Consider the following 20,653-nt stretch of genomic DNA (forward strand, 5'->3'; position numbering starts at 1 on the left):
CGTAAAATGTATGGCTTTGATGGCAAATCTTTTTATCTAGTTTCTGGTGACCGTCCAATTACACCACCAACAGATGAACTCCCTTTAGAACCAACACCTCCAGGTTACGGTCATCACACTGTGTCAGTTGATATTAACGATGGCTATGTTGAAATCACGGTAAATGGCAGATCCCAAACGACTGACTACACAGCAGAGGCTGATGATCGTGGTGTGGTTCACATCAAAGATCGTCATGGAAATATTGTGGGTGAAGGCTACATAGATGAAGTAAATGGAACAGTCACTTTTGGGAACGGTATTGTTGTAAATGACCGAGGTGATGTAACACTTCCTCCAGCGGTTAAAAACAACGTAAAAGACAGAGTGCAATCTATCGACCCAACCAAGCTACAAAAAGCTAAATCAGCAATTCAACAGCGTTTGCGCGGTTAATCTAAAACCAAGTTAAATCCTCTCACCCGATAATAGTGAACGCTATTATCGGGTGTTTTTACTCACTAGCTAAGGAAAGCGATTCGGAATTTGAATATGAAACGCCTTCTATTAATACTTGCTTCCACCTTCCCTTTTCATTCATCAGCAAATGACACTCTGGTTGAATCTATTGAGCGTTTTACGGATATTTTTTCCGTCAGCTTATCTCAAAATCCAGACAATGATAAAACGGTCGCTACACTTGATATAAACTATCAAATCAATGATAAATTGCGTGTTTTTGGAGAGGTTGATACTCAAGAATACTGGCAGGCAGGTGTTGGCTACTCTTTTTGGCAGGGAGATACGTACTACACTGAAAACACGTTAAAAGTCAGCGAACAAGAGGTTACAACCGGTATTTTCTTGGCAAAGCTAGTCCACGATAATTGGACTTTAATCGGAGATATCAATTACAGCTACGCCTTTGTTCAAGAGTATTGTAAGTTAAATGTATGCGTAGAAAAAATTGCTGCAGATTCTATAGACTATAGCGCTGGCTTTCTGTGGAGCCCTATTCGCTATGCTGATTTCCTTATTAAGTACAATCAAGAAATAGGTATTAAAGACGACGAGTGGCATTGGAAAGATAATAATATCGATAGGTTGAGCTCAAGAGAAAACTCTCACTACTACGAGTTAGCAACATTCATAAACCTCAAGTACATCAAGCCTTCCGTCACTTACACTATAAGACCTGAAGCCGATAATTACGTTGAGTTTGGTTTAGCCTTCGATTTCTAGCTATTTAATAACTGTTTAAGCTCATCTCGTAACTCTTGGTGTTGCCCATTAGTTTGATACTTTTTGTGATAGAAAAACTCAAACTCCACGGGACGCATTAAGAATGGAGGCTCATGAATTTGTAAACCGATGGTTTTAGCCAAATGGGTCATGCTAACCGGAACCGCAGCAATGTAGTCAGTCCCTTTTACCGCCAATATCAAGTTAGTGATGTTTCTTACTTCAATAGCAACATCACGAGTGAAGTTCTTTTCGGAAAGAAAGTCGACTATTTGAGTATCTTGGCGAAGTAACTTCAAGGTTACATGCCGTGCTTCAAGAAACTCATCCATCGAAATCTTCTCACCAAATTGACTGTTTTCAGGATCACTCATAACAAGCAATCTATCAGTAGTTGCAAATTCAGACGCTAAACTTGACTGTTTAGGTAAACCAGTATCGACCACTAAATCTACTCGATTGAGTCGGATATCCTCGACAACATTCTCTACAGAAATTGGGGATTCAACTAACTGAACACCATTAAGCATGGGCATCTTGTGGAGCAGATTCGCAGGCATATAAACGGTAAAATCACGCTTTCTTGATACTGCACCTTCCATCAACTCTAAAGCATCAGATAATTGACCTGCCAATTTGTGAGCCATTGACGTTGGTTCTATTGAACGCCCTACTCTTACGAACAACGCATAGCCTACCACCGCTTCAAACCTCTTGATTGCAGCACTGACCGCAGGTTGAGTTAGCTCTAACGATTCAGCCGCTTTGGTTATCGATCTTTGTTGATATACAGAGAGGAATGGCTTTACTAAATTGAGATCAAACACGCTTTACTCCATCAAAACGGTGTACTCTTAGTGTAACAAAAAAGCCGAATGCTAGAAGCAATTCGGCTTTAATATTATCCAACAGTGTTATGTAGAACTGTCGCTATTAGTGCTCGCGCGTCGCTCGGAACTGAACTTCAGGGAAGCGTTCAGAAGCTAGGTTCAAGTTCACCATAGTTGGTGCGATGTAAGACAGGTTATCACCGCCATCTAGCGCTAGGTTAGATTGGTTCTTACGTTTGAATTCTTCAAGTTTCTTAGCGTCATCACATTCAACCCAACGAGCTGTTGCAACGTTAACACCTTCGTAGATAGCTTCTACGTTGTATTCCGCTTTCAAGCGCGCTACAACCACGTCGAACTGAAGGACACCAACCGCACCAACGATCAGGTCGTTGTTCTGCATAGGACGGAATACTTGTACTGCGCCCTCTTCTGAAAGCTGAACTAATCCTTTTAGAAGTTGCTTCTGCTTCAGTGGATCGCGTAGACGGATACGACGGAATAGCTCAGGTGCGAAGTTAGGAATACCAGCGAACTTAAGGCTCTCACCTTGAGTAAAGGTATCACCAATCTGGATAGTACCGTGGTTATGTAGACCGATAATATCACCCGCGTATGCTTTTTCAGCACGTGCACGGTCACCCGCCATAAAGGTTACCGCATCAGAGATACTTACACTCTTGCCTGTACGAACATGGTTCATCTTCATACCTTGGTTGTAAGTACCCGAAACGATACGCATGAATGCGATACGGTCACGGTGTTTAGGGTCCATGTTTGCTTGGATCTTAAATACGAAACCAGAGAACTTCTCTTCTGTCGCTTCAACATCACGCTCGTTCGCTTGACGCGTTTGAGGTGCTGGAGCCCATTTCGTTAGACCATCAAGCATGTGGTCAACACCAAAGTTACCCAATGCAGTACCGAAGTAAACCGGCGTTAGTTCACCCGCTAGGAATAATTCATGGTCAAACTCAGGACAAGCACCGATAACAAGCTCTAGCTCTTCACGTACGCTTTCCGCAAGATCAGCACCTACTGCTTCATCTAGCTCAGGGTTATCTAGACCTTTGATGATACGAACTTCTTGGATCTCGTGGCCGTGGCCAGATTCATACAAGATCGTTTCATCACGGTGAATGTGGTAAACACCTTTAAACTCTTTACCGCAACCAATTGGCCATGAGATTGGAGCACAAGCCATACCTAGCTCGCTCTCTACTTCATCAAGCACTTCCATTGGGTCACGAACGTCACGGTCAAGTTTGTTCATAAACGTTACGATTGGCGTATCACGCAGACGTGTTACTTCCATTAGTTTACGAGTACGATCCTCGACACCTTTCGCAGCATCGATAACCATCAAACATGAATCAACCGCTGTTAGCGTACGGTACGTATCTTCCGAGAAATCTTCGTGTCCTGGAGTATCTAGTAGGTTTACTAGGCAATCATTGTATGGGAATTGCATTACCGACGTAGTTACCGAGATACCACGTTCTTTTTCCATCTCCATCCAGTCAGATTTAGCGTGCTGGTTAGAGCCACGGCCTTTTACGGTACCCGCTTTTTGAATCGCGTTTCCGAATAAAAGAACTTTTTCAGTAATCGTGGTTTTACCCGCATCCGGGTGAGAGATAATCGCAAACGTTCTACGTTTGCTCACTTCTTGTTGGAAAGACATAGTCGCCCTTTGCTGATCTAAAGCGTAAAAAGGGCAAGTAGATAATACTTGCCCTTGAATTCTGTGTGCGGATTATACAGAAAGCGTATCACTTTCTAAAGGGTCAGTTTACACCCTATTTTTTGGCTAATTTTGTGATTAGCTATCTAGTTAGCGAAAAGACGTAACATGACTAGCTAAAAGACATAAAAAGATAGCTCATAATGATGGCATCTTCGTTGCCTTGTTTAGTTGGATAGTAATTACGACGGCGATCAACTTCGTTGAAGCCTGCCTTTTCGTAAAGATTAAACGCGTTCACATTACTTTCGCGAACTTCCAGCCAAGCGCTTTCAGCATCAGCTTGTTCACATATATCAAGGAAATGTTCAGTTAGTGCCTTACCATAACCTTTGCCTTGCTTGCTTGGGTCTACCGCAATATTAAGCAGCGTCACTTCACCAACAATATTTTGAGCGAAGAAATAGCCCACCACTTGTCCATCAACTTCAAGGACATGATGACAAGCGCCTCGGCTATCAAGATCTCGGATCATATTTTCAGACCAAGGGTGAGAATGCGCGGCCTGCTCTATCTTCCAAATGGCGTCTAGGTGTTGTTGTGAAGTCGGTAAAAATTGATTAGTCATAAGCACAAATTTGTTGCCATAAGTCGCGGCGGTGTTGGTTGTTACCGTTAATGTCAGACAGTAATGGCGATTGAAGTGTTTTAGCCTTCAGCTCTTGAGCCGACTCACAACCAGCAAACCATATCCACTCAACCGAACCTAAATCCACAGTAGACAAGTGTTGCGGTTGAAGGTGTAAAGCCTGAGATAAGTCGAGCTTGATACTTTTGAGTACTCGCTCAAACATCACGGCGAGATCTTCCTGAGGTTTTTCAGGCGAAACCAACAGTAACTTGCAATCGCTCGAGAGCGGAGTCAATTCAGATTCATAACCTGCTAAACGCCCTGGGTGACTTAGTTCCCATTGGCTAATGCCCATCTCATGTAGGTATTGCGCGTGTGTTTGTGACATATCTAGCGGTAGTAACCTTAAGTTTATTGGAGCCAAAGTTTATTGAAACCAGAAGTTTGTTAGAACTAGTTTTGTGAAAGCTGCCTCTATTGAAAGAGCGCTTATTAGAGCAGGGCTGATACTAACAAAAAATAAAGGAGCATCAAGCTCCTTTATTTAGACTAAATCAGTTTGTATCTTGTTGCGTGATAAATCAGCTTATAAGTCGTTGAACTCGGGGCTGTAAGCAATCTCACCAGCATGTCCAGCAAACGCACCGTTTACCAATTCAATCGCTTGGAAAGCACCTTCAGGCACATCCCAAACACAACTCAGGCCAAACTCGCTCGCAGCCTTGAAACCAAAGCGGCTGTAATAAGCAGGGTCACCCAACACAACGCAAGCTGGGTAACCAAAATCAACCAAAGTGGAAAACGCATCTTCAACTAGAGATTTGGCAATGCCTTGGTTGCGGAACTCTTCTTTCACAGCGAGAGGCGCAAGCCCTTGCCAGTTATGATCGTCGCCATCAAGAGTGATAGGGCTAAACATCAGGTGACCAACCACCTCGCCTTCATCAGAACAAGCCACCAGCGATAGCGTTAAATGGCTATTCTCACGCAAGCTCATAACCAAGTTAGCTTCTGCATCTGTTTCAAAAACAGATTTCAATAAACGATCAATGACAAGTATATCTGCCGGTGCTTCAGTTCGAATAAGCATTCATTACCTCACTTTGTGTATCTGGGGATTGTACTCCCTTCTGCACAAAATCAGCTAATTGATTTAACAAAGTTTTCATAGGAGTCGGCAATAAGTCCAAATCTACGCTATCCATCAAGTTTTTAACTTCTAAACCGAGCTCGGTATCGCCTTCAATAGACAGTCTACGTTGGAAGAAAAGCGTATCTGGGTCTTCTTTACGCCCCGCAATCAACACAAGATCGTTAAGATTGCCGCTAAAGCTTACATCTTCAACCACCTCTTTATCAGCTACAACCAGTTGCTCATTTTTGTAGCTAATACACCAACTTAACCCCATGTCTTTTATTGAGACTTTCAGCCATTTGTCTTCTAAAAACTCAAAGTCACCGTCCTCTAAAGCTTCCTTGAATACATTCTTAAGCGCCTCCAATAAGGCTCTTTTTTGTACTGTTTTAGGCAATAACTGGACTGGAGATCGCAAAATTGATGCGGCATTTTGAACTAGTTGAGTGCGAATCTTGTTTATCACGTGACTTATCCGTAACTTTGTCAATAATATGGAATGCATCATAGATGATGTTGAGATCTCAGTTACTGTTATGTATCAAATTAACTTCTGTTTGATACTCGACCTTTAATATCCTGAAAATCACAGTTATAGTAACTCAGGTAATGAGAATTACAGCGGATCGCTGCACTCACAGGTAAATATCGATAGCCACACAAAAAGTAATAAATATTTATCGATAGTGAATATTCAAGCTCTTGGAGAATTGGTAGTACTTTGATGCCTCCCCAACAACTACAACATTGGTTTACCCAGCTAACTGCAAATAGTCCGTTCTTTTTTGCAGTACTTGATGCTCAACATAACTATTTTATGGTGAATGAGCGTTACTGCGATATTGCTGGTTTGAGTCAACCAGAGCTTGCAGGCATGAATGATCGCCAAACATTGGGCGAACAGTTCTACCAACATCTCAAGCCTTACTATGAGCGTGCATTCAGTGGCGAAACGATTGAGGCCGAAGTCACCCTCAACGAAACAGACCTCGATACCAGCCTTCATTTCAGCCTATCTCCGCTTACCAATGGCAACAAAACCGACTACATCGTCTTTCACGCCTTCGATACATCAGAAAACCAAGTACTTGTCCGTTCTTTAGAAGAATCCGAAGCCAAATTCCACAAACTATCTCAACTACTCCCTGACGGATTACTGCTCGTTGAAAGTGACTATATCTTGTCATCCAACCCAGCGGCAGCGCGCCTGCTTGGCTTTAACTCAACCACAGAGTTAATTGGCGAACAGCTGGGACGCCTATTTATCGATGAACAAACCAAAACAGTCTTCAATAATAACCTCAGCTCTATTATTTCTGAGTCTGGTTTGGTTTGCTTAACGGGTGCACGATGCGGCTTTGAACGTAAGGTTCAGCTCAACATCGACTCCACCACTGTTCTTGGAAGCAACACTCAGTTGGTGCTTATCCAAGACGCACAAGAAACCGCAAAACAATACACACCGGCAAACAGTGAAGATGCCTACATCGATGCACTGACCAAGCTCTACAACCGAGTTGGGTTTACTAAGCGTCTTGAGCAGTTCATTCACAACGATACGCCGGTGGTGATGCTCTACTTAGACATTGATAACTTCAAGAATATCAATGACTCACTTGGTCATCACATCGGTGACAAGGTGATTAAAGAGGTCGCTTCGCGTCTTAAACGCTTACTGCCTCGTAAGGCCGTGATTGGACATTTAGGCGGGGATGAGTTTGGTATTATCCTTCCAGAACCTGAACATCAGCGAACACCTGAAATGCTCGCTGAAAAGATCATTTCCCTGATCAATCAACCCTTCGATCTTCACCACTTTAGCAAGCGCTTAGCCTGCTCTATTGGTAGTGTGAGCTTTCCTCAAGATGGTACTGATGCTCGTATCTTGCTGCAAAATGCAGACACAGCAATGTATGAAGCGAAAGATCGTGGTCGTAATCGTCTGATCAAGTTCAACGAACAGATGAATAAAGAAGCGCGTATGCGACTGTGGCTTGAGATAGAGCTCCAAAAAGCACTGCAACAAAATGGACTTGAGGTTTGGTATCAACCTAAGGTCAATGCCCGTGACTTCACCATCAACGGCGCTGAAGCTCTGGTACGTTGGAAGCATCCTGTCGAAGGTTATATCAGTCCGGCCGCGTTCATTCCTGTGGCGGAACGAGCAGGGCTTATTGAACAACTTGGCCGAGTGGTAATGCGTGAAGTATTTGCTACGGTTAAGCGCTGGAAGATGCAAGGTATCCTTCCAGGTCGAGTGGCTATCAACCTTTCACCAGAACAGTTTGGTAACCCGAAACTGATTGATTACATGGAAAAGCTACTGCGTTCGACTGAGCTTGATCCAAGTGCGATTACGTTCGAGCTAACGGAAAGTGCGGTGATGAGTGATAGTGAACACACACTCCAAATGCTTAACGCCATCAAGAAACTTGGCTTTGCTCTCTCCATTGATGATTTTGGTACAGGTTACTCTTCACTGTCTTACCTTGCTCGCTTCCCAATTGATGAGCTTAAGATAGACCGTGCTTTCATCTCTGATATCGATACCCTACCAAAGCAAATCACCGTAATTGAAAACATCATCAACCTAGGTAAATCTCTCGATTTGACCGTGGTTGCTGAAGGTGTCGAAACCAGTGAGCAAGCAACTCTGCTATCGAACCTCAACTGCAGTTCGATTCAAGGCTTCCACTTCTACCGTCCGCAACCAAAACAAGATGTCGAAGAGTTGTTTGCCCAAAACCGCCGTCATAAGAACTAATCAAGTACCTCATATTTAAACCAAGCCAACATGTAAAACGGTCACTCGTCAGTACCTCAAACGGAGTAAAAGCAGATTTATCCATCTAAACCTGCCTTACATCAATTCCGTCATTCACAATTCTTCATAAAATGCTCGCTTCAACTTAATTCTACTGGTAGTGAGCAAATGGAACTCTTATGCCCAGCGGGTAACTTACCTGCTTTGAAAACCGCTATTGATTGTGGTGCGGATGCTGTCTATATCGGATTCAAAGACGATACCAATGCCCGACACTTTGCAGGCCTAAACTTTGCGGGTAAAAAGCTCGATCGTGCTGTGCAGTATGTGCATGACCACAACAAGAAAATTCATGTTGCCCTAAATACGTTTGCTCACCCAAATGGCTTCGACCGTTGGACTAATGCCGTAGACAACGCCGCTGCTCTGGGTGTTGATGCGCTGATCATCGCAGACATCGCGGTGCTTGAGTACGCAGCAAATAAGTATCCAGATCTCGAACTGCACCTATCAGTGCAAGCATCTGCGACCAATGCGGCGGCTATCGACTTCTACCATAAAAACTTCAACGTTAAGCGTGTCGTACTACCGCGTGTGTTGTCGATTCATCAGGTCAAACAGCTTTCTCGTAACATCACTTCTGACGTTGACCTTGAAGTATTCGCTTTTGGTAGCTTGTGCATCATGGCAGAAGGCCGTTGCTACCTCTCTTCATACATGACAGGCGAATCACCAAATACCGTTGGTGCTTGTTCTCCCGCAAAATACGTTCGCTGGCAAGAAACAGAAACTGGCCTCGAGTCTCGCTTGAACGAAATCCTTATCGATAAGTATGAAGCAGGTGAGAACGCAGGTTACCCAACGCTGTGTAAAGGCCGCTTTGAAGCCGAGATCGATGGTGAACGTAAGCGTTATCACGCACTTGAAGAGCCAACTAGCCTCAACACGCTATCCATGTTGCCTGAGCTTTTCGCGGCAAACGTTGCCTCAGTGAAGATTGAAGGTCGCCAACGTAGCCCTGCTTATGTTGAACAAGTCACTCGCACTTGGCGCGCAGCTATCGATCGCTACTTAGCGAACCCAGAACAATACCAAGTGGAACAAGCTTGGAATGCGACACTGGCGAATGTATCTGAAGGTACACAAACCACGCTTGGCGCTTATCACCGTAAATGGCAATAGAGCCAAATGGAGAACTCAATGAAATACGCATTAGGCCCTCTACTTTATTTTTGGCCAAAACAAGACGTTGAAAGCTTCTATGAGCAAGCGAAATCAAGCTCAGCCGATATCATCTACCTAGGTGAAGCGGTGTGTTCAAAGCGTCGTGAGATGAAAGCGAAACACTGGATGGACATTGCTAAAGAGCTGTCGGCTTCAGGTAAGCAAGTCGTACTTTCCACCATGGCATTGCTAGAAGCACCAAGCGAAGTCAACATCATGAAGAAGTACATCGATAACGGTGACTTTGCGATCGAAGCCAATGATGTGTCTGCAATTCAACTGGCCAGCGAAAGCAAAGTACCTTTCGTGGTTGGCCCGGCAGTAAACACCTACAACGCACGCACCCTGAACCTATTCTTGAAACAAGGCATGACGCGTTGGTGTATGCCGGTTGAGCTTTCTCGCGAATGGCTAAGCAACGTAATGACCCAGTGCGAAGAGCTAAATATTCGTAACAAGTTCGAAGTTGAAGTGTTTAGCCACGGCTACCTGCCGCTTGCTTACTCAGCACGCTGCTTTACCGCTCGCGCTGAAAACAAAGCTAAAGACGATTGCGAAACCTGCTGTATCAAGTACCCAACAGGGCTACAAGTAGAAAGCCAAGAAGGCCAATCAGTCTTCAACCTTAACGGTATTCAGACGCAATCAGGCTACTGCTACAACCTAGTCAATGATTTACCGAACATGCACGACCTGGTTGATGTGGTTCGTTTAAGCCCTCTCGGTATCGATACCTTCTCTGAAATCAATAACTTCAGAGCGAACGAGCAAGGTCAAAAACCGATGAAGATTGAAAGCCGCCAATGTAATGGTTACTGGCATCAGCTTGCAGGTTTAGACGTTAAGAACATCTAGTTCCTCGCATTGGACTAACCAGCAACAGATACAAAAAAGGTCTAGCGTTCGCTAGACCTTTTTAATGCGACTTAAGAAACACGGCCTATGCCGTCGCTGTTTCCATCGGTGAGGCATCGAGCTTCTTTAAGTCTTTGTAGAGCATTACCATCACCACCACACTTAGTGCGATGTTAGACAGTGGGTACGCAATCCAGATCCCCGGCACACCGTACAACTTAGGCATGATATACAGGAACGGCAGTTGGATTAGCATATTGCCTATCGTTACAAACATCGCCTTGCTGCCCTTGTTTACCGCTTGGTAATAAGCACCCGCTACCACTAAGAAACCGTCCAGCGCCAATGCAAACATGTGTAGTCGAATACCCAACACCGTGTACTCAACTAACTGAGGTTCGTCTGAGTTAAATACTGATACAAACTCCCGTGGGAACGCGTTCAGAAGTAGCACGAACGCCACACCAATCAATACTGAACTCATCATCGCTATCTTAAGTAACTTGCGGATGTTCGCTTGGTTACGCGCACCATGGTTGTAGCTCACCAAAGGTTGCATGCCGTTGGCGATACCTTCAGCCGTGAGATAATAAACCGTCACGATATAGCCCAAAATCGCGTACGCACCAATCATCAACTGGTCGCCATATTGAGAGAACAACGCATTGTGCAACGCCACCATCATCGAACCATAAGCGTACATAAAGAAGCTTGATGTACCAATGGCGAAGATTTGTGGAATCACATCCAGCTTCAATCTCAACTCATTCCAACGTAAACGTAGGTTTGCTCGACGCGAGAAGAAGTAAGCCAAGCCGAGAGCCGTTACTACAAACTGGGCAATCGCTGTTGCTAATGCTGCACCCATCAACTCCCAGCCATAGAGAGCGATAAACAGGTAATCGAGCACGATATTAATCACCGCACCAACGATCATCAGTATCGTCGCTAAGTTCGGACTGTCATCGTTACGCAGTAGAAACGGCATCGCGATCGAACCTAGCGTGAAGACACTAGCACCAATCAGAATGTGTAAGTACTGCAGACCAAGTTCATACACTCGCCCTTCAGCGCCCTGCCAAAGCAAGAAGTTATCAGCAAACAAGAACAGCAATGCAGAGACAATAGGCGTTATCGCTAACAACAAGGTTAAGCCCGTTGCTAAGATCTGCTTAGCGCCTTGAGTATCTTTTTCACCTTGGCGAATCGAGACAAGCGCACCTGTGCCCACACCCACCAACATACCAATACCAAGAATCGAACCAATCACAGGCCACGCAACATTGATACCTGCAAGTCCATCAGCCCCCACATAGCGGCCAATGAAGATGCCATCCACCACTTGGTACAGGCCATTAACCAACATGGCCGCCACGGTAGGGATTGTGTATCGCCAAAATTGACGACTAATTGAGTTACTCATTTCTTACTCTACTTTCATTTGTGAGTCGCATATCAACAAGATATGACTCGAAAAATTAGTTAACAAGGCTAACTAAATATCTAAATTATTTACTTTAAAGCTTTATTTAATAATAGGTTTAACTGCTGAGATTCTTGCTCAGACAAACGGCTTTCCAGTATCTGTGCCATGACCTGATAGATCTTACTTTCTTCTTCCAAGCCGACTTCCGCTTTGCTGGTCAGTACGACCAACTTAGACCTCGCATCTTCGAGCGAAGCTTTACGCTCAACGAGACCTTTTCTCTCTAACCTTTGAACCATAGTAGTTGCTGAAGGCTTGGTTACTTGCATTTCAATCGCCAGATCTGTCAATCGGATCGGTTCAGGAGAGGCTTGAATGACCTTCAAATAGTCATATTCATTGAAGCTCAATTGGCAAATAGGATCTTCATTTACCTGAGTGCGCCATATCTTAGAGGCGAAGCGCTCAATCTTTTCTAAATTCTGGTTCAGCATACTCACCTAATCAAAGAATAGCATTTAGTTAGCAAGGCTAACTATTTTAGTGTTGTTTAAATAAAAAGCAATCAAAACGAGATGAAGATCATAAAAAAGGAGCATAAAAAAACCGCTGACAGACAGCGGCTTTTCGGAATCAAAATGTGTTGCTTACTTAGCGTTGGCTTCTTCTTCGGCCTCAGCCAGCTTAACTTGCGCTAAGTGCTCAGCTTTAAGTGTAGTGAAGATACGGCTTAACTCTAAGAAAGAGTAACGATGTTCTACGTATTCATACACGTTAAAAGAAACCGCTAACTTGTACAAAGAGATAGCATTCGCGTAATCACCATTCATATGGTAACGCTTAGCAAGGTAGAAGTACGTCTCTGTTAGACGCTGCGCAAGTAACGTGTTGTCACGAGTACCGGTTAAGATCGCCTTGAAAGCCTGCTCTTCAGTAATGTCATCAAGCATAATCGCGACTAATACCCAACCCCACTGCTCATCACGGCTCTCGTAACGTTTTTGCAAATCAAGCTTAGCCTGCTCTGGCGTCAGCTCATGCTGAATGATGTACAACCACAGAGCGCGAAACGGATCGCTAGGATCGTCGGCATAGTGCTTCATCATCTCTTCATTGGCTAAGTCGTAACGCTCGCCATAGTAAAGCGCGATAGAGCGGTTCCTTTCTGCGTAAGAGTTTGCAGGATCAAGCTCTAACGTAGAATCAAAAGATTCATAAGCCGCATCAAACTCCCCTACCTGCGTAAAGTAAACACCCAAAAGATTGAAGATATCAGGTTGAGCAGGGTTCAATGAAAGAGATTGGTTGAAGTCGAGACGCGCGAGATCACGCAGGCCAACACTGTCGTAGTAGTTACCACGTTCAAACAGCATCTTAGCTCGAACTTCATCGTTCAAATCTGGGCGCTGTAATAACTGACTAAGACGTGCAATTTGAACTTCTTGCTGAACGCTTGGTTGCAGTGGCACAGCCATCGGTGGATAAACCCAACTTGAGGTGTTATCTGATGTTGTCGCACAACCTGTTAGTACAAGCAGTAAACACATACTCGCGGTTTGAAACCATTTCACAAATAATTACTCCTGTTATGACCGCAATAAAAAAGGGGAGCGATATGCTCCCCTTTATAACATGCTTTGTTGACGATAGGTTAGAAATCACTAAAAAGCGATATCACCATCGACACACTGAGAATTACTCAGCAGCAGGTGCTTCGCCTTCAGCTGGCGTTTCAACTGCTTCTTTCATGCTTAGACGTACACGGCCTTGACGGTCAATTTCAAGAACCTTAACAGGAACTTCTTGACCTTCAGTTAGGTAGTCAGACACTTTCTCAACGCGCTTGTCAGCGATTTGAGAGATGTGTACTAGACCATCTTTACCTGGAAGGATAGTAACGAATGCACCGAAGTCAGCTAGACGAGCAACTTTACCTTGGTAAATGCGGCCAACTTCAACTTCAGCTGTGATCTCTTCGATACGACGGATAGCTTCTTTAGCAGCTGCGCCTTCAGTAGCAGCAATCTTGATTGTGCCATCGTCTTCGATTTCGATTGTAGTACCAGTTTCTTCACAAAGAGCACGGATAACTGCGCCGCCTTTACCGATAACATCTTTGATCTTATCAGAGCTGATTTTCATTGTGTGGATACGTGGAGCGAATTCAGAGATATCTTCACGAGCACCAGAGATAGCTTCATCCATTACAGAAAGGATGTGCTTACGTGCACCTTGCGCTTGGTTAAGTGCAATTTGCATGATCTCTTTAGTGATACCTTCGATCTTGATGTCCATTTGAAGTGCAGTGATACCAGCGTTAGTACCTGCTACTTTAAAGTCCATGTCACCTAGGTGATCTTCGTCGCCAAGGATGTCAGAAAGAACAACGAAATCGTCGCCTTCTTTAACAAGACCCATTGCGATACCCGCAACAGAAGCTTTGATTGGAACACCAGCATCCATAAGAGCTAGAGATGTACCACATACAGAAGCCATTGAAGAAGAACCGTTAGATTCTGTGATTTCCGATACAACACGAACTGTGTATGGGAATTCTTCAACAGAAGGCATTACTGCTTGGATACCACGTTTAGCAAGCTTACCGTGACCAATTTCACGACGCTTAGGAGAACCAACGAAACCAGTTTCACCTACACAGTATGGAGGGAAGTTGTAGTGTAGAAGGAAGTTGTCTTTCTTCTCACCCATCAGGCTGTCGATGATTTGAGCATCACGTTGTGTGCCAAGCGTTGCAGTAACAAGTGCTTGAGTTTCACCACGAGTGAATAGAGAAGAACCGTGTGTACGTGGAAGAACACCAGTACGTACGTCTAGCGCACGAACCATGTCTTTTTCACGGCCATCGATACGTGGGTTGCCAGCGATGATGCGGCTACGTACTACGTTTTTCTCTAGAGAACCAAGCATGCCGCGGATTTCGCGCTCATCTAGGTTTTCGTCTTGTGCAATTAGAGCTTCAACAACGTCGTTCTTGATTACGCCAACTTGCTCGTAACGAGCCATTTTCTCAGTGATCTGGTACGCGTCAGATAGACGAGTTTCAGCAAGTTCAGCAACTTGAGCTTTAAGCTCAGTGTTAACTGCTGGTGCTTCCCAGTTCCAAGATGGAGTTGCAACTTCAGCAGCAAACTCGTTGATTGCTTTGATTACAACTTGTTGTTGGTCGTGACCGTAAACAACAGCTGAAAGCATTTCTTCTTCAGATAGGTTATCTGCTTCAGATTCAACCATAAGTACTGCGCCTTCTGTACCAGACACAACTAGGTCTAGTTTAGAGTTTTCAAGCTCAGTATTTGATGGGTTAAGAACAAGTTCGCCGTCGATGTGACCAACACGTGCAGCACCGATAGGACCATTGAATGGAGCACCAGAGATAGCAAGCGCAGCAGATGTTGCGATCATAGTGATCATGTCTGGGTTTACGTCAGGGTTGATAGAAACAACCGTAGCGATAACTTGAACTTCGTTTTTAAACGCACTTGGGAAAAGTGGACGAATTGGACGGTCAATCAGACGAGCTGTTAGTGTTTCGCCTTCAGATGGACGACCTTCACGCTTGAAGAAACCACCAGGGATTTTACCCGCAGCGTATGTACGCTCTTGGTAGTTTACTGTTAGTGGGAAGAAGTCTTGACCTGCAACTGCTTCTTTCTTAGCAACAACAGAAACGAATACTGAAGTATCGTCCATAGTCGCCATTACAGCAGCAGTAGCTTGACGTGCAATTACGCCCGTTTCTAGAGTAACGGTGTGGTTACCGTACTGGAACGATTTTACAACTGGTTTTTCAAACATTGTATATCCTTAGCTCTAAAGTCAGACTTTAGATTAAGTGAATAATGACTCAAGACATTACCAATCGCGACTAGTGAAAAGGGACTTAGGATGGTGACTCTTTGTATGTGTTCATACGCCGAATTAAGACCAAATCCGCCTTTGAATAGTCGCGACCTATTGGCCGACATCTGTGACTGTAATCTCTTGAGAGGTTGATTGCCAAACGCTGAAAACGCTATAGGCGGGCGTAGTATAAACTATTTTTATTAGGAGATATATTTCCTATCAGAAAAAGCCAGATGATATTCTGAGCATCCAGCCTAGCATTTTCTTACAGGCACAAAAAAAGGAGCATAAATGCTCCTTTTCTTCAAACTGTCTTTGCAGACATCGCTATTAGCGACGTAGGCCTAGACGCTTGATTAGGTCTTGGTAACGAGCAAGGTTTTTGCCTTTCAAGTAATCAAGAAGCTTACGACGGCTAGAAACCATACGTAGTAGACCACGACGGCTGTGGTGATCGTGTTTGTGCGCTTTGAAGTGACCTTGTAGGTGGTTGATAGAAGCAGTAAGTAGTGCTACTTGTACTTCTGGTGAACCTGTGTCGCCTTCAGATTGTGCGTATTCAGCAACGATTGCTGCTTTAGTTTCTGCATTCAGAGACATAATTCTCTCCTGATAAGAGTAAGTTTATATTTGTAGCAGCCAATCTCTGATTCAGCCGCTACGCGAGCCGAGGATTATAGGGAAGTTTGTCAGTTGGTGCAATAACAATCGAACCCATTAAAAACAAAAAAAGCGAACCACCTAAATTAGGCGTTCGCTTTCTGTCTTATTTGCTCGCATTTCAAGGCAAACCGCTAAGATCTGACTCGATATAAGCGCTAAGCTTGTGGCTCTTCATCTCTGAAAACAACCAAACGCTTCGGTGCAACTCGGCCATCTTCAGCAATCTGAGCTACGCCGACAAACAGCTTCTCTTCGCCACTTGTCATACGAACCGTGCCTTCAGTTGGCGCACCAGCAACCTGAACTGGCATACCGTGCTGAACTAGGTCAGTCAGTTCCGCGTTCAGGTTTACTTCTGGTAAGTCTTCAACGGCAGTGTCCATTGGCATCAGCAGTGGATCAAGCAGCTCTTTCGGTGCAATTTCTTGCGCCTGTGCTTGCTCTAAGATCTCGTTTAACTGCTCCAAAGTCACCATACGCTCGTATGGGTACTTCGCGACACCTGTACGACGAAGCATGGTCACGTGAGCACCACAACCTAGCATCTCACCAAGATCGTCGGTAATTGTGCGGATGTATGTGCCTTTCGAACAATGCACTTCCATTTCAACTTCATCACCTTCAAAGCGAAGCAGTTCAATAGAGTACACAGTGATCTTACGAGACTCACGAGGAACCTCAATACCTGCACGTGCGTATTCGTACAAAGGCTTACCTTGATACTTCAATGCCGAAAACATTGATGGTATCTGATCGGTTTCACCCTTGAAGCTCGCAATGCAACGCTCAAGCTGTTCTTGAGTCACGTTAACATCACGTGTCTCTACCACTTCACCATCAGAGTCAGAGGTATTGGTACGCTCACCAAGCTTAGCGATAACAACGTAGCGCTTATCAGAATCTAGAAGAAACTGAGAGAACTTCGTCGCTTCACCAAGACAAATTGGCAGCATGCCAGTCGCAAGAGGATCCAGAGCACCGGTGTGCCCTGCCTTCTCTGCAAAGTAAATACGCTTTACTTTTTGCAGTGCATCATTAGACGAAATACCAGTCGGCTTATCTAATAGAATTACCCCGTTGATAGGGCGACCTTTACGACGGCGAGCCATTACTCTTCGCCCTTAGACTGAGTTTCGTCAGTGCGGCCAGCTTCTTCTTGCTTACGCTTGTCGTCGTTCAGAACTTCACTTACTAGGTTAGACATACGCATGCCTTCTACTAGTGTGTTGTCGTAAGTAAAACGAACTTCAGGCGTTAGACGGTGGCGAATACGCTTACCAAGAGCCATACGAACTGGCACTTCATGCTCTTTAAGAGCTTTAAGGCATGATTCCGGTGTTTGCTCACCAACACATAGGAAAGTCACGAACACTTTTGCGTAAGCAAGGTCACGAGACACTTCTACGTCTGAGATAGTTACCATACCAATACGTGAGTCACGAACTTCACGTTGTAGGATAAGCGCAAGCTCTTTTTGAAGCTGCTGAGACACACGTTGTGTGCGGCTAAATTCTTTTGACATTTTCTTTTCTCACTTAGAAAGATGGGGGGCTTGGTAATAACCAGCCCCCCATGGTGTATTCAACAACCGATTACTTATTACCTTTACTAGTAATGTTAGTAACCTTAGTCAATATGTCGAGTCGTACAGACTGATTAGTCTAGAGTACGTTTAACCTCAACGATTTCGAATACTTCGATCTGGTCACCAACGCGAACGTCGTTGTAGTTCTTAACGCCGACACCACACTCGTAACCGTTCTTAACTTCTTGAACGTCATCTTTAAAGCGACGAAGTGACTCTAGTTCACCTTCGTAGATAACAACGTTTTCACGAAGTACACGGATTGGGTTGCTACGCTTAATCGTACCTTCAGTCACGATACAACCAGCGATTGCACCAAGTTTAGGCGACTTAAATACGTCACGAACTTGTGCAAGACCAATGATCTCTTGACGGAATTCAGGAGCAAGCATACCGCCCATCGCCTGTTTAACTTCGTCAATTAGTTGGTAAATGATTGAGTAGTAACGTAGATCTAGGTTTTCGTTCTGAACCGTGTTACGCGCAGTTGCGTCAGCACGAACGTTGAAACCAAGGATGATAGCGTTAGAAGCTGCAGCAAGCGTTGCATCAGTTTCAGTAATACCACCAACACCAGAACCTACGATGTTCACTTTCACTTCGTCAGTTGACAGTTTCAGTAGAGAGTCAGCAATCGCTTCTACAGAACCTTGAACGTCAGCTTTAAGTACCACGTTAAGCTCAGCAACTTCGCCAGCCGTCATGTTCGCGAACATGTTCTCTAGTTTCGCTTTTTGTTGGCGAGCTAGTTTAACATCACGGAATTTACCTTGACGGTAGTTCGCAACTTCACGTGCTTTACGCTCATCACGTACAACAGTCGCTTCATCGCCTGACGAAGGAACACCAGAAAGACCTAGAATTTCTACAGGAATAGATGGACCTGCAGTTTCGATGTCTTTACCGTTTTCATCACGCATTGCACGAACACGGCCGTACTCTTGACCACAAAGAACGATATCGCCTTTGTTTAGAGTACCAGACTGTACTAGTACTGTTGCAACTGGACCACGACCTTTATCAAGACGAGATTCAACAACAACACCAGACGCCATGCCTTCTTTAACCGCTGTAAGTTCAAGAACTTCAGACTGAAGAAGGATAGCTTCTAGAAGACCATCGATGTTTGTACCCTGTTTAGCAGAGATGTGAACGAAGATGTTCTCACCACCCCATTCTTCAGGGATAACGTCGTATTGAGCTAGCTCATTCTTAACGTTGTCTGGGTTTGCACCCTCTTTATCGATCTTGTTCACAGCAACAATCAGAGGAACGCCTGCCGCTTTCGCGTGCTGGATTGCTTCGATTGTTTGTGGCATTACGCCATCGTCTGCTGCAACTACAAGTACAACGATATCTGTCGCTTGAGCACCACGAGCACGCATAGCTGTAAACGCCGCGTGTCCAGGAGTATCAAGGAAAGTGATCATACCGTTGTCAGTATCTACGTGGTAAGCACCAATGTGCTGCGTGATACCGCCAGCTTCGCCAGAAGCAACGTGTGCTTTACGAATGTAATCAAGTGTTGAAGTTTTACCGTGGTCAACGTGACCCATGATAGTAACAACAGGAGCACGACCTTCAGCGATAGCATCGCTATCACGGTCAGCTAGTACTGCTTCTTCAAGTTCGTTTTCTTTACGTAGGATTACCTTGTGACCCATTTCTTCAGCAACAAGTTGTGCTGTTTCTTGGTCGATCACTTGGTTGATAGTCGCCATAGCGCCCATCTTCATCATTACTTTGATAACTTCAGTTGCTTTAACTGACATTTTGCTAGCCAGTTCAGAAACAACGATAGTTTCGCCGATAGCAACGTCAGATTTAGCAACAGTTGCTGACTTATCGAAGCCTTGCTGCATTGAAGTTGGTTTAGCAAGCTTACCTTTACCGCCACGACCACGTTGGTTACGACCACCACGGTTGTTTGCAGGTTGGTTAGCAGGAGCTGCTTTCTTCTTGCGACGACGAGGTGCTTTCTCATCTTTCTTATCTGCCGCATCTTCAGCTTCACGAGCGTAAGTAGAAGTAGTCACATGGTAATCCGCAGATTTCTCTTGCTCTTTCTTCTTCTTCTCTTCTTCAGACCAACGTTCTTGGTTCTCTTCTGCTAACTTACGAGCTTCTTCAACAAGCTTAGCTGCTTCAGCTTCTGCTTTACGAGTTGCTTCTAGCTCTTGACGAGCTTTAAGTTCATCCGCTTCTTTTTTCGCTTGTGCGTTAGCGTCTGCATTTTTTGAATTCATGTCTTTTTTAGCCTTTTCAGCTTGTGCGCGTTGAGCCTTCTCTTCAGCTTCACGTTTTGCATCCGCTTCACGTGTTACTTTTTCTTCAGCTTCGCGCTGTGCTTTCTCTGCAGCATCACGTTTCGCTTGCTCTTCAGCATCGCGTTGTGCTTTCTCTTCCGCTTCACGATTAGCTACTTCCTCAGCTTCACGTTTCGCTTCATCTTCAATAGTGCTGCGCTTCACGTAAGTACGCTTTTTACGTACCTCTACTTGAACATCCTTACTCTTACCGCCTCCAGCGGCAACACTTAGCGTGCTGCGGGTCTTGCGTTGAAGAGTTAAACGAGTCGGTTCTGTTTCGCCTGAAGTATCGCCGTGCTCCTTTTTAAGGTGCGTTAGCAATGTTTGCTTCTCTGAATCAGTCACTTGATCCGACCCTGCTTTCTTCATGCCTGCATCAGCAAGTTGTTCAATTAAGCGGTCAACTGGCGTACCAATCTCTTCACTCAGTGCTTTAACTGTTAATTGTGTCATACCGCTTTC

The 20,653-nt window shown here is 44.7% G+C and carries 19 protein-coding genes; 5 read left to right on the plus strand and 14 right to left on the minus strand.

Features of this window, described 5'->3' with window-relative positions; translation table 11 throughout:
* Nucleotides 1-435, plus strand: a 435-nt coding sequence (locus AB6F11_RS01000; protein WP_372179351.1) for a hypothetical protein, incomplete at its 5' end; no start/stop codon positions are given.
* Between the two features lie 96 nt (nucleotides 436-531).
* Entirely contained in the window at nucleotides 532-1,221 is a 690-nt protein-coding gene (locus AB6F11_RS01005; protein WP_102393179.1) for a hypothetical protein, read from the plus strand.
* Here AB6F11_RS01005 and AB6F11_RS01010 read toward each other — a convergent pair.
* The 6 genes from AB6F11_RS01010 to AB6F11_RS01035 all read right to left on the minus strand — a co-directional run bounded on the left by AB6F11_RS01010 (nucleotide 1,218) and on the right by AB6F11_RS01035 (nucleotide 5,967).
* Complete coding sequence (locus AB6F11_RS01010) at nucleotides 1,218-2,048, minus strand: LysR family transcriptional regulator (RefSeq protein ID WP_102393178.1); 831 nt, start codon at nucleotides 2,046-2,048, stop codon at nucleotides 1,218-1,220. The genes AB6F11_RS01005 and AB6F11_RS01010 overlap by 4 nt on opposite strands.
* A gap of 106 nt (nucleotides 2,049-2,154) precedes the next feature.
* A complete protein-coding gene (gene prfC, locus AB6F11_RS01015; RefSeq protein WP_017059244.1) occupies nucleotides 2,155-3,735 on the minus strand; it encodes a peptide chain release factor 3 in 1,581 nt (526 codons plus the stop codon).
* Between the two features lie 172 nt (nucleotides 3,736-3,907).
* Nucleotides 3,908-4,363 (minus strand): ribosomal protein S18-alanine N-acetyltransferase, encoded by a 456-nt coding sequence (rimI, locus tag AB6F11_RS01020; protein WP_017059243.1) that lies wholly within the window; start codon nucleotides 4,361-4,363, stop codon nucleotides 3,908-3,910.
* Nucleotides 4,356-4,754 carry a DNA polymerase III subunit psi gene (locus AB6F11_RS01025; protein WP_102393177.1) on the minus strand — a complete coding sequence of 133 codons (399 nt, stop codon included), beginning with the start codon at nucleotides 4,752-4,754 and terminating at the stop codon, nucleotides 4,356-4,358. Before AB6F11_RS01025 ends, rimI begins: the two co-directional genes overlap by 8 nt.
* 198 nt (nucleotides 4,755-4,952) lie before the next feature.
* Nucleotides 4,953-5,456, minus strand: coding sequence for a GNAT family N-acetyltransferase (locus AB6F11_RS01030; protein WP_017063279.1), 504 nt, complete (start codon nucleotides 5,454-5,456; stop codon nucleotides 4,953-4,955).
* Complete coding sequence (locus tag AB6F11_RS01035; RefSeq protein WP_029235120.1) at nucleotides 5,440-5,967, minus strand: SCP2 domain-containing protein; 528 nt, start codon at nucleotides 5,965-5,967, stop codon at nucleotides 5,440-5,442. The genes AB6F11_RS01030 and AB6F11_RS01035 overlap by 17 nt, the downstream gene beginning before the upstream one ends.
* Before the next feature lie 258 nt (nucleotides 5,968-6,225).
* Between AB6F11_RS01035 and AB6F11_RS01040 the strand changes: the two genes are divergently transcribed.
* From AB6F11_RS01040 to AB6F11_RS01055, 3 genes are all read left to right on the plus strand, one after another.
* Complete coding sequence (locus tag AB6F11_RS01040; RefSeq protein WP_017072096.1) at nucleotides 6,226-8,265, plus strand: bifunctional diguanylate cyclase/phosphodiesterase; 2,040 nt, start codon at nucleotides 6,226-6,228, stop codon at nucleotides 8,263-8,265.
* A 168-nt stretch (nucleotides 8,266-8,433) separates the two neighbouring features.
* Entirely contained in the window at nucleotides 8,434-9,447 is a 1,014-nt protein-coding gene (locus AB6F11_RS01050; RefSeq protein WP_017068227.1) for a peptidase U32 family protein, read from the plus strand.
* Between the two features lie 18 nt (nucleotides 9,448-9,465).
* Complete coding sequence (locus tag AB6F11_RS01055) at nucleotides 9,466-10,344, plus strand: U32 family peptidase (RefSeq protein WP_017059237.1); 879 nt, start codon at nucleotides 9,466-9,468, stop codon at nucleotides 10,342-10,344.
* 85 nt (nucleotides 10,345-10,429) lie between these two features.
* On the opposite strand, the gene AB6F11_RS01060 is transcribed toward AB6F11_RS01055, so the two are convergent.
* From AB6F11_RS01060 to infB, 8 genes are all read right to left on the minus strand, one after another.
* Nucleotides 10,430-11,767, minus strand: coding sequence for an MATE family efflux transporter (locus AB6F11_RS01060; RefSeq protein WP_050633591.1), 1,338 nt, complete (start codon nucleotides 11,765-11,767; stop codon nucleotides 10,430-10,432).
* Between the two features lie 89 nt (nucleotides 11,768-11,856).
* On the minus strand, nucleotides 11,857-12,264 hold the full coding sequence (locus AB6F11_RS01065; protein ID WP_017056675.1) for a MarR family winged helix-turn-helix transcriptional regulator: 408 nt from the start codon (nucleotides 12,262-12,264) through the stop codon (nucleotides 11,857-11,859).
* A 153-nt stretch (nucleotides 12,265-12,417) separates the two neighbouring features.
* Entirely contained in the window at nucleotides 12,418-13,341 is a 924-nt protein-coding gene (gene nlpI, locus AB6F11_RS01070) for a lipoprotein NlpI (RefSeq protein ID WP_017059235.1), read from the minus strand.
* A gap of 124 nt (nucleotides 13,342-13,465) precedes the next feature.
* Entirely contained in the window at nucleotides 13,466-15,586 is a 2,121-nt protein-coding gene (gene pnp, locus AB6F11_RS01075; protein ID WP_017059234.1) for a polyribonucleotide nucleotidyltransferase, read from the minus strand.
* Between the two features lie 378 nt (nucleotides 15,587-15,964).
* Complete coding sequence (rpsO, locus tag AB6F11_RS01080) at nucleotides 15,965-16,234, minus strand: 30S ribosomal protein S15 (protein ID WP_010436144.1); 270 nt, start codon at nucleotides 16,232-16,234, stop codon at nucleotides 15,965-15,967.
* A gap of 218 nt (nucleotides 16,235-16,452) precedes the next feature.
* On the minus strand, nucleotides 16,453-17,406 hold the full coding sequence (truB, locus tag AB6F11_RS01085) for a tRNA pseudouridine(55) synthase TruB (protein WP_017059233.1): 954 nt from the start codon (nucleotides 17,404-17,406) through the stop codon (nucleotides 16,453-16,455).
* Nucleotides 17,406-17,819 carry a 30S ribosome-binding factor RbfA gene (gene rbfA / locus AB6F11_RS01090; RefSeq protein WP_017065964.1) on the minus strand — a complete coding sequence of 138 codons (414 nt, stop codon included), beginning with the start codon at nucleotides 17,817-17,819 and terminating at the stop codon, nucleotides 17,406-17,408. The genes truB and rbfA overlap by 1 nt, the downstream gene beginning before the upstream one ends.
* A 134-nt stretch (nucleotides 17,820-17,953) precedes the next feature.
* Nucleotides 17,954-20,644, minus strand: coding sequence for a translation initiation factor IF-2 (infB, locus tag AB6F11_RS01095; RefSeq protein ID WP_017059231.1), 2,691 nt, complete (start codon nucleotides 20,642-20,644; stop codon nucleotides 17,954-17,956).
* Nucleotides 20,645-20,653 lie beyond the last annotated feature (9 nt).

The organism is Vibrio sp. 10N.247.311.14 (genome assembly GCF_041467715.1).
GTDB lineage: Bacteria > Pseudomonadota > Gammaproteobacteria > Enterobacterales > Vibrionaceae > Vibrio > Vibrio crassostreae_C.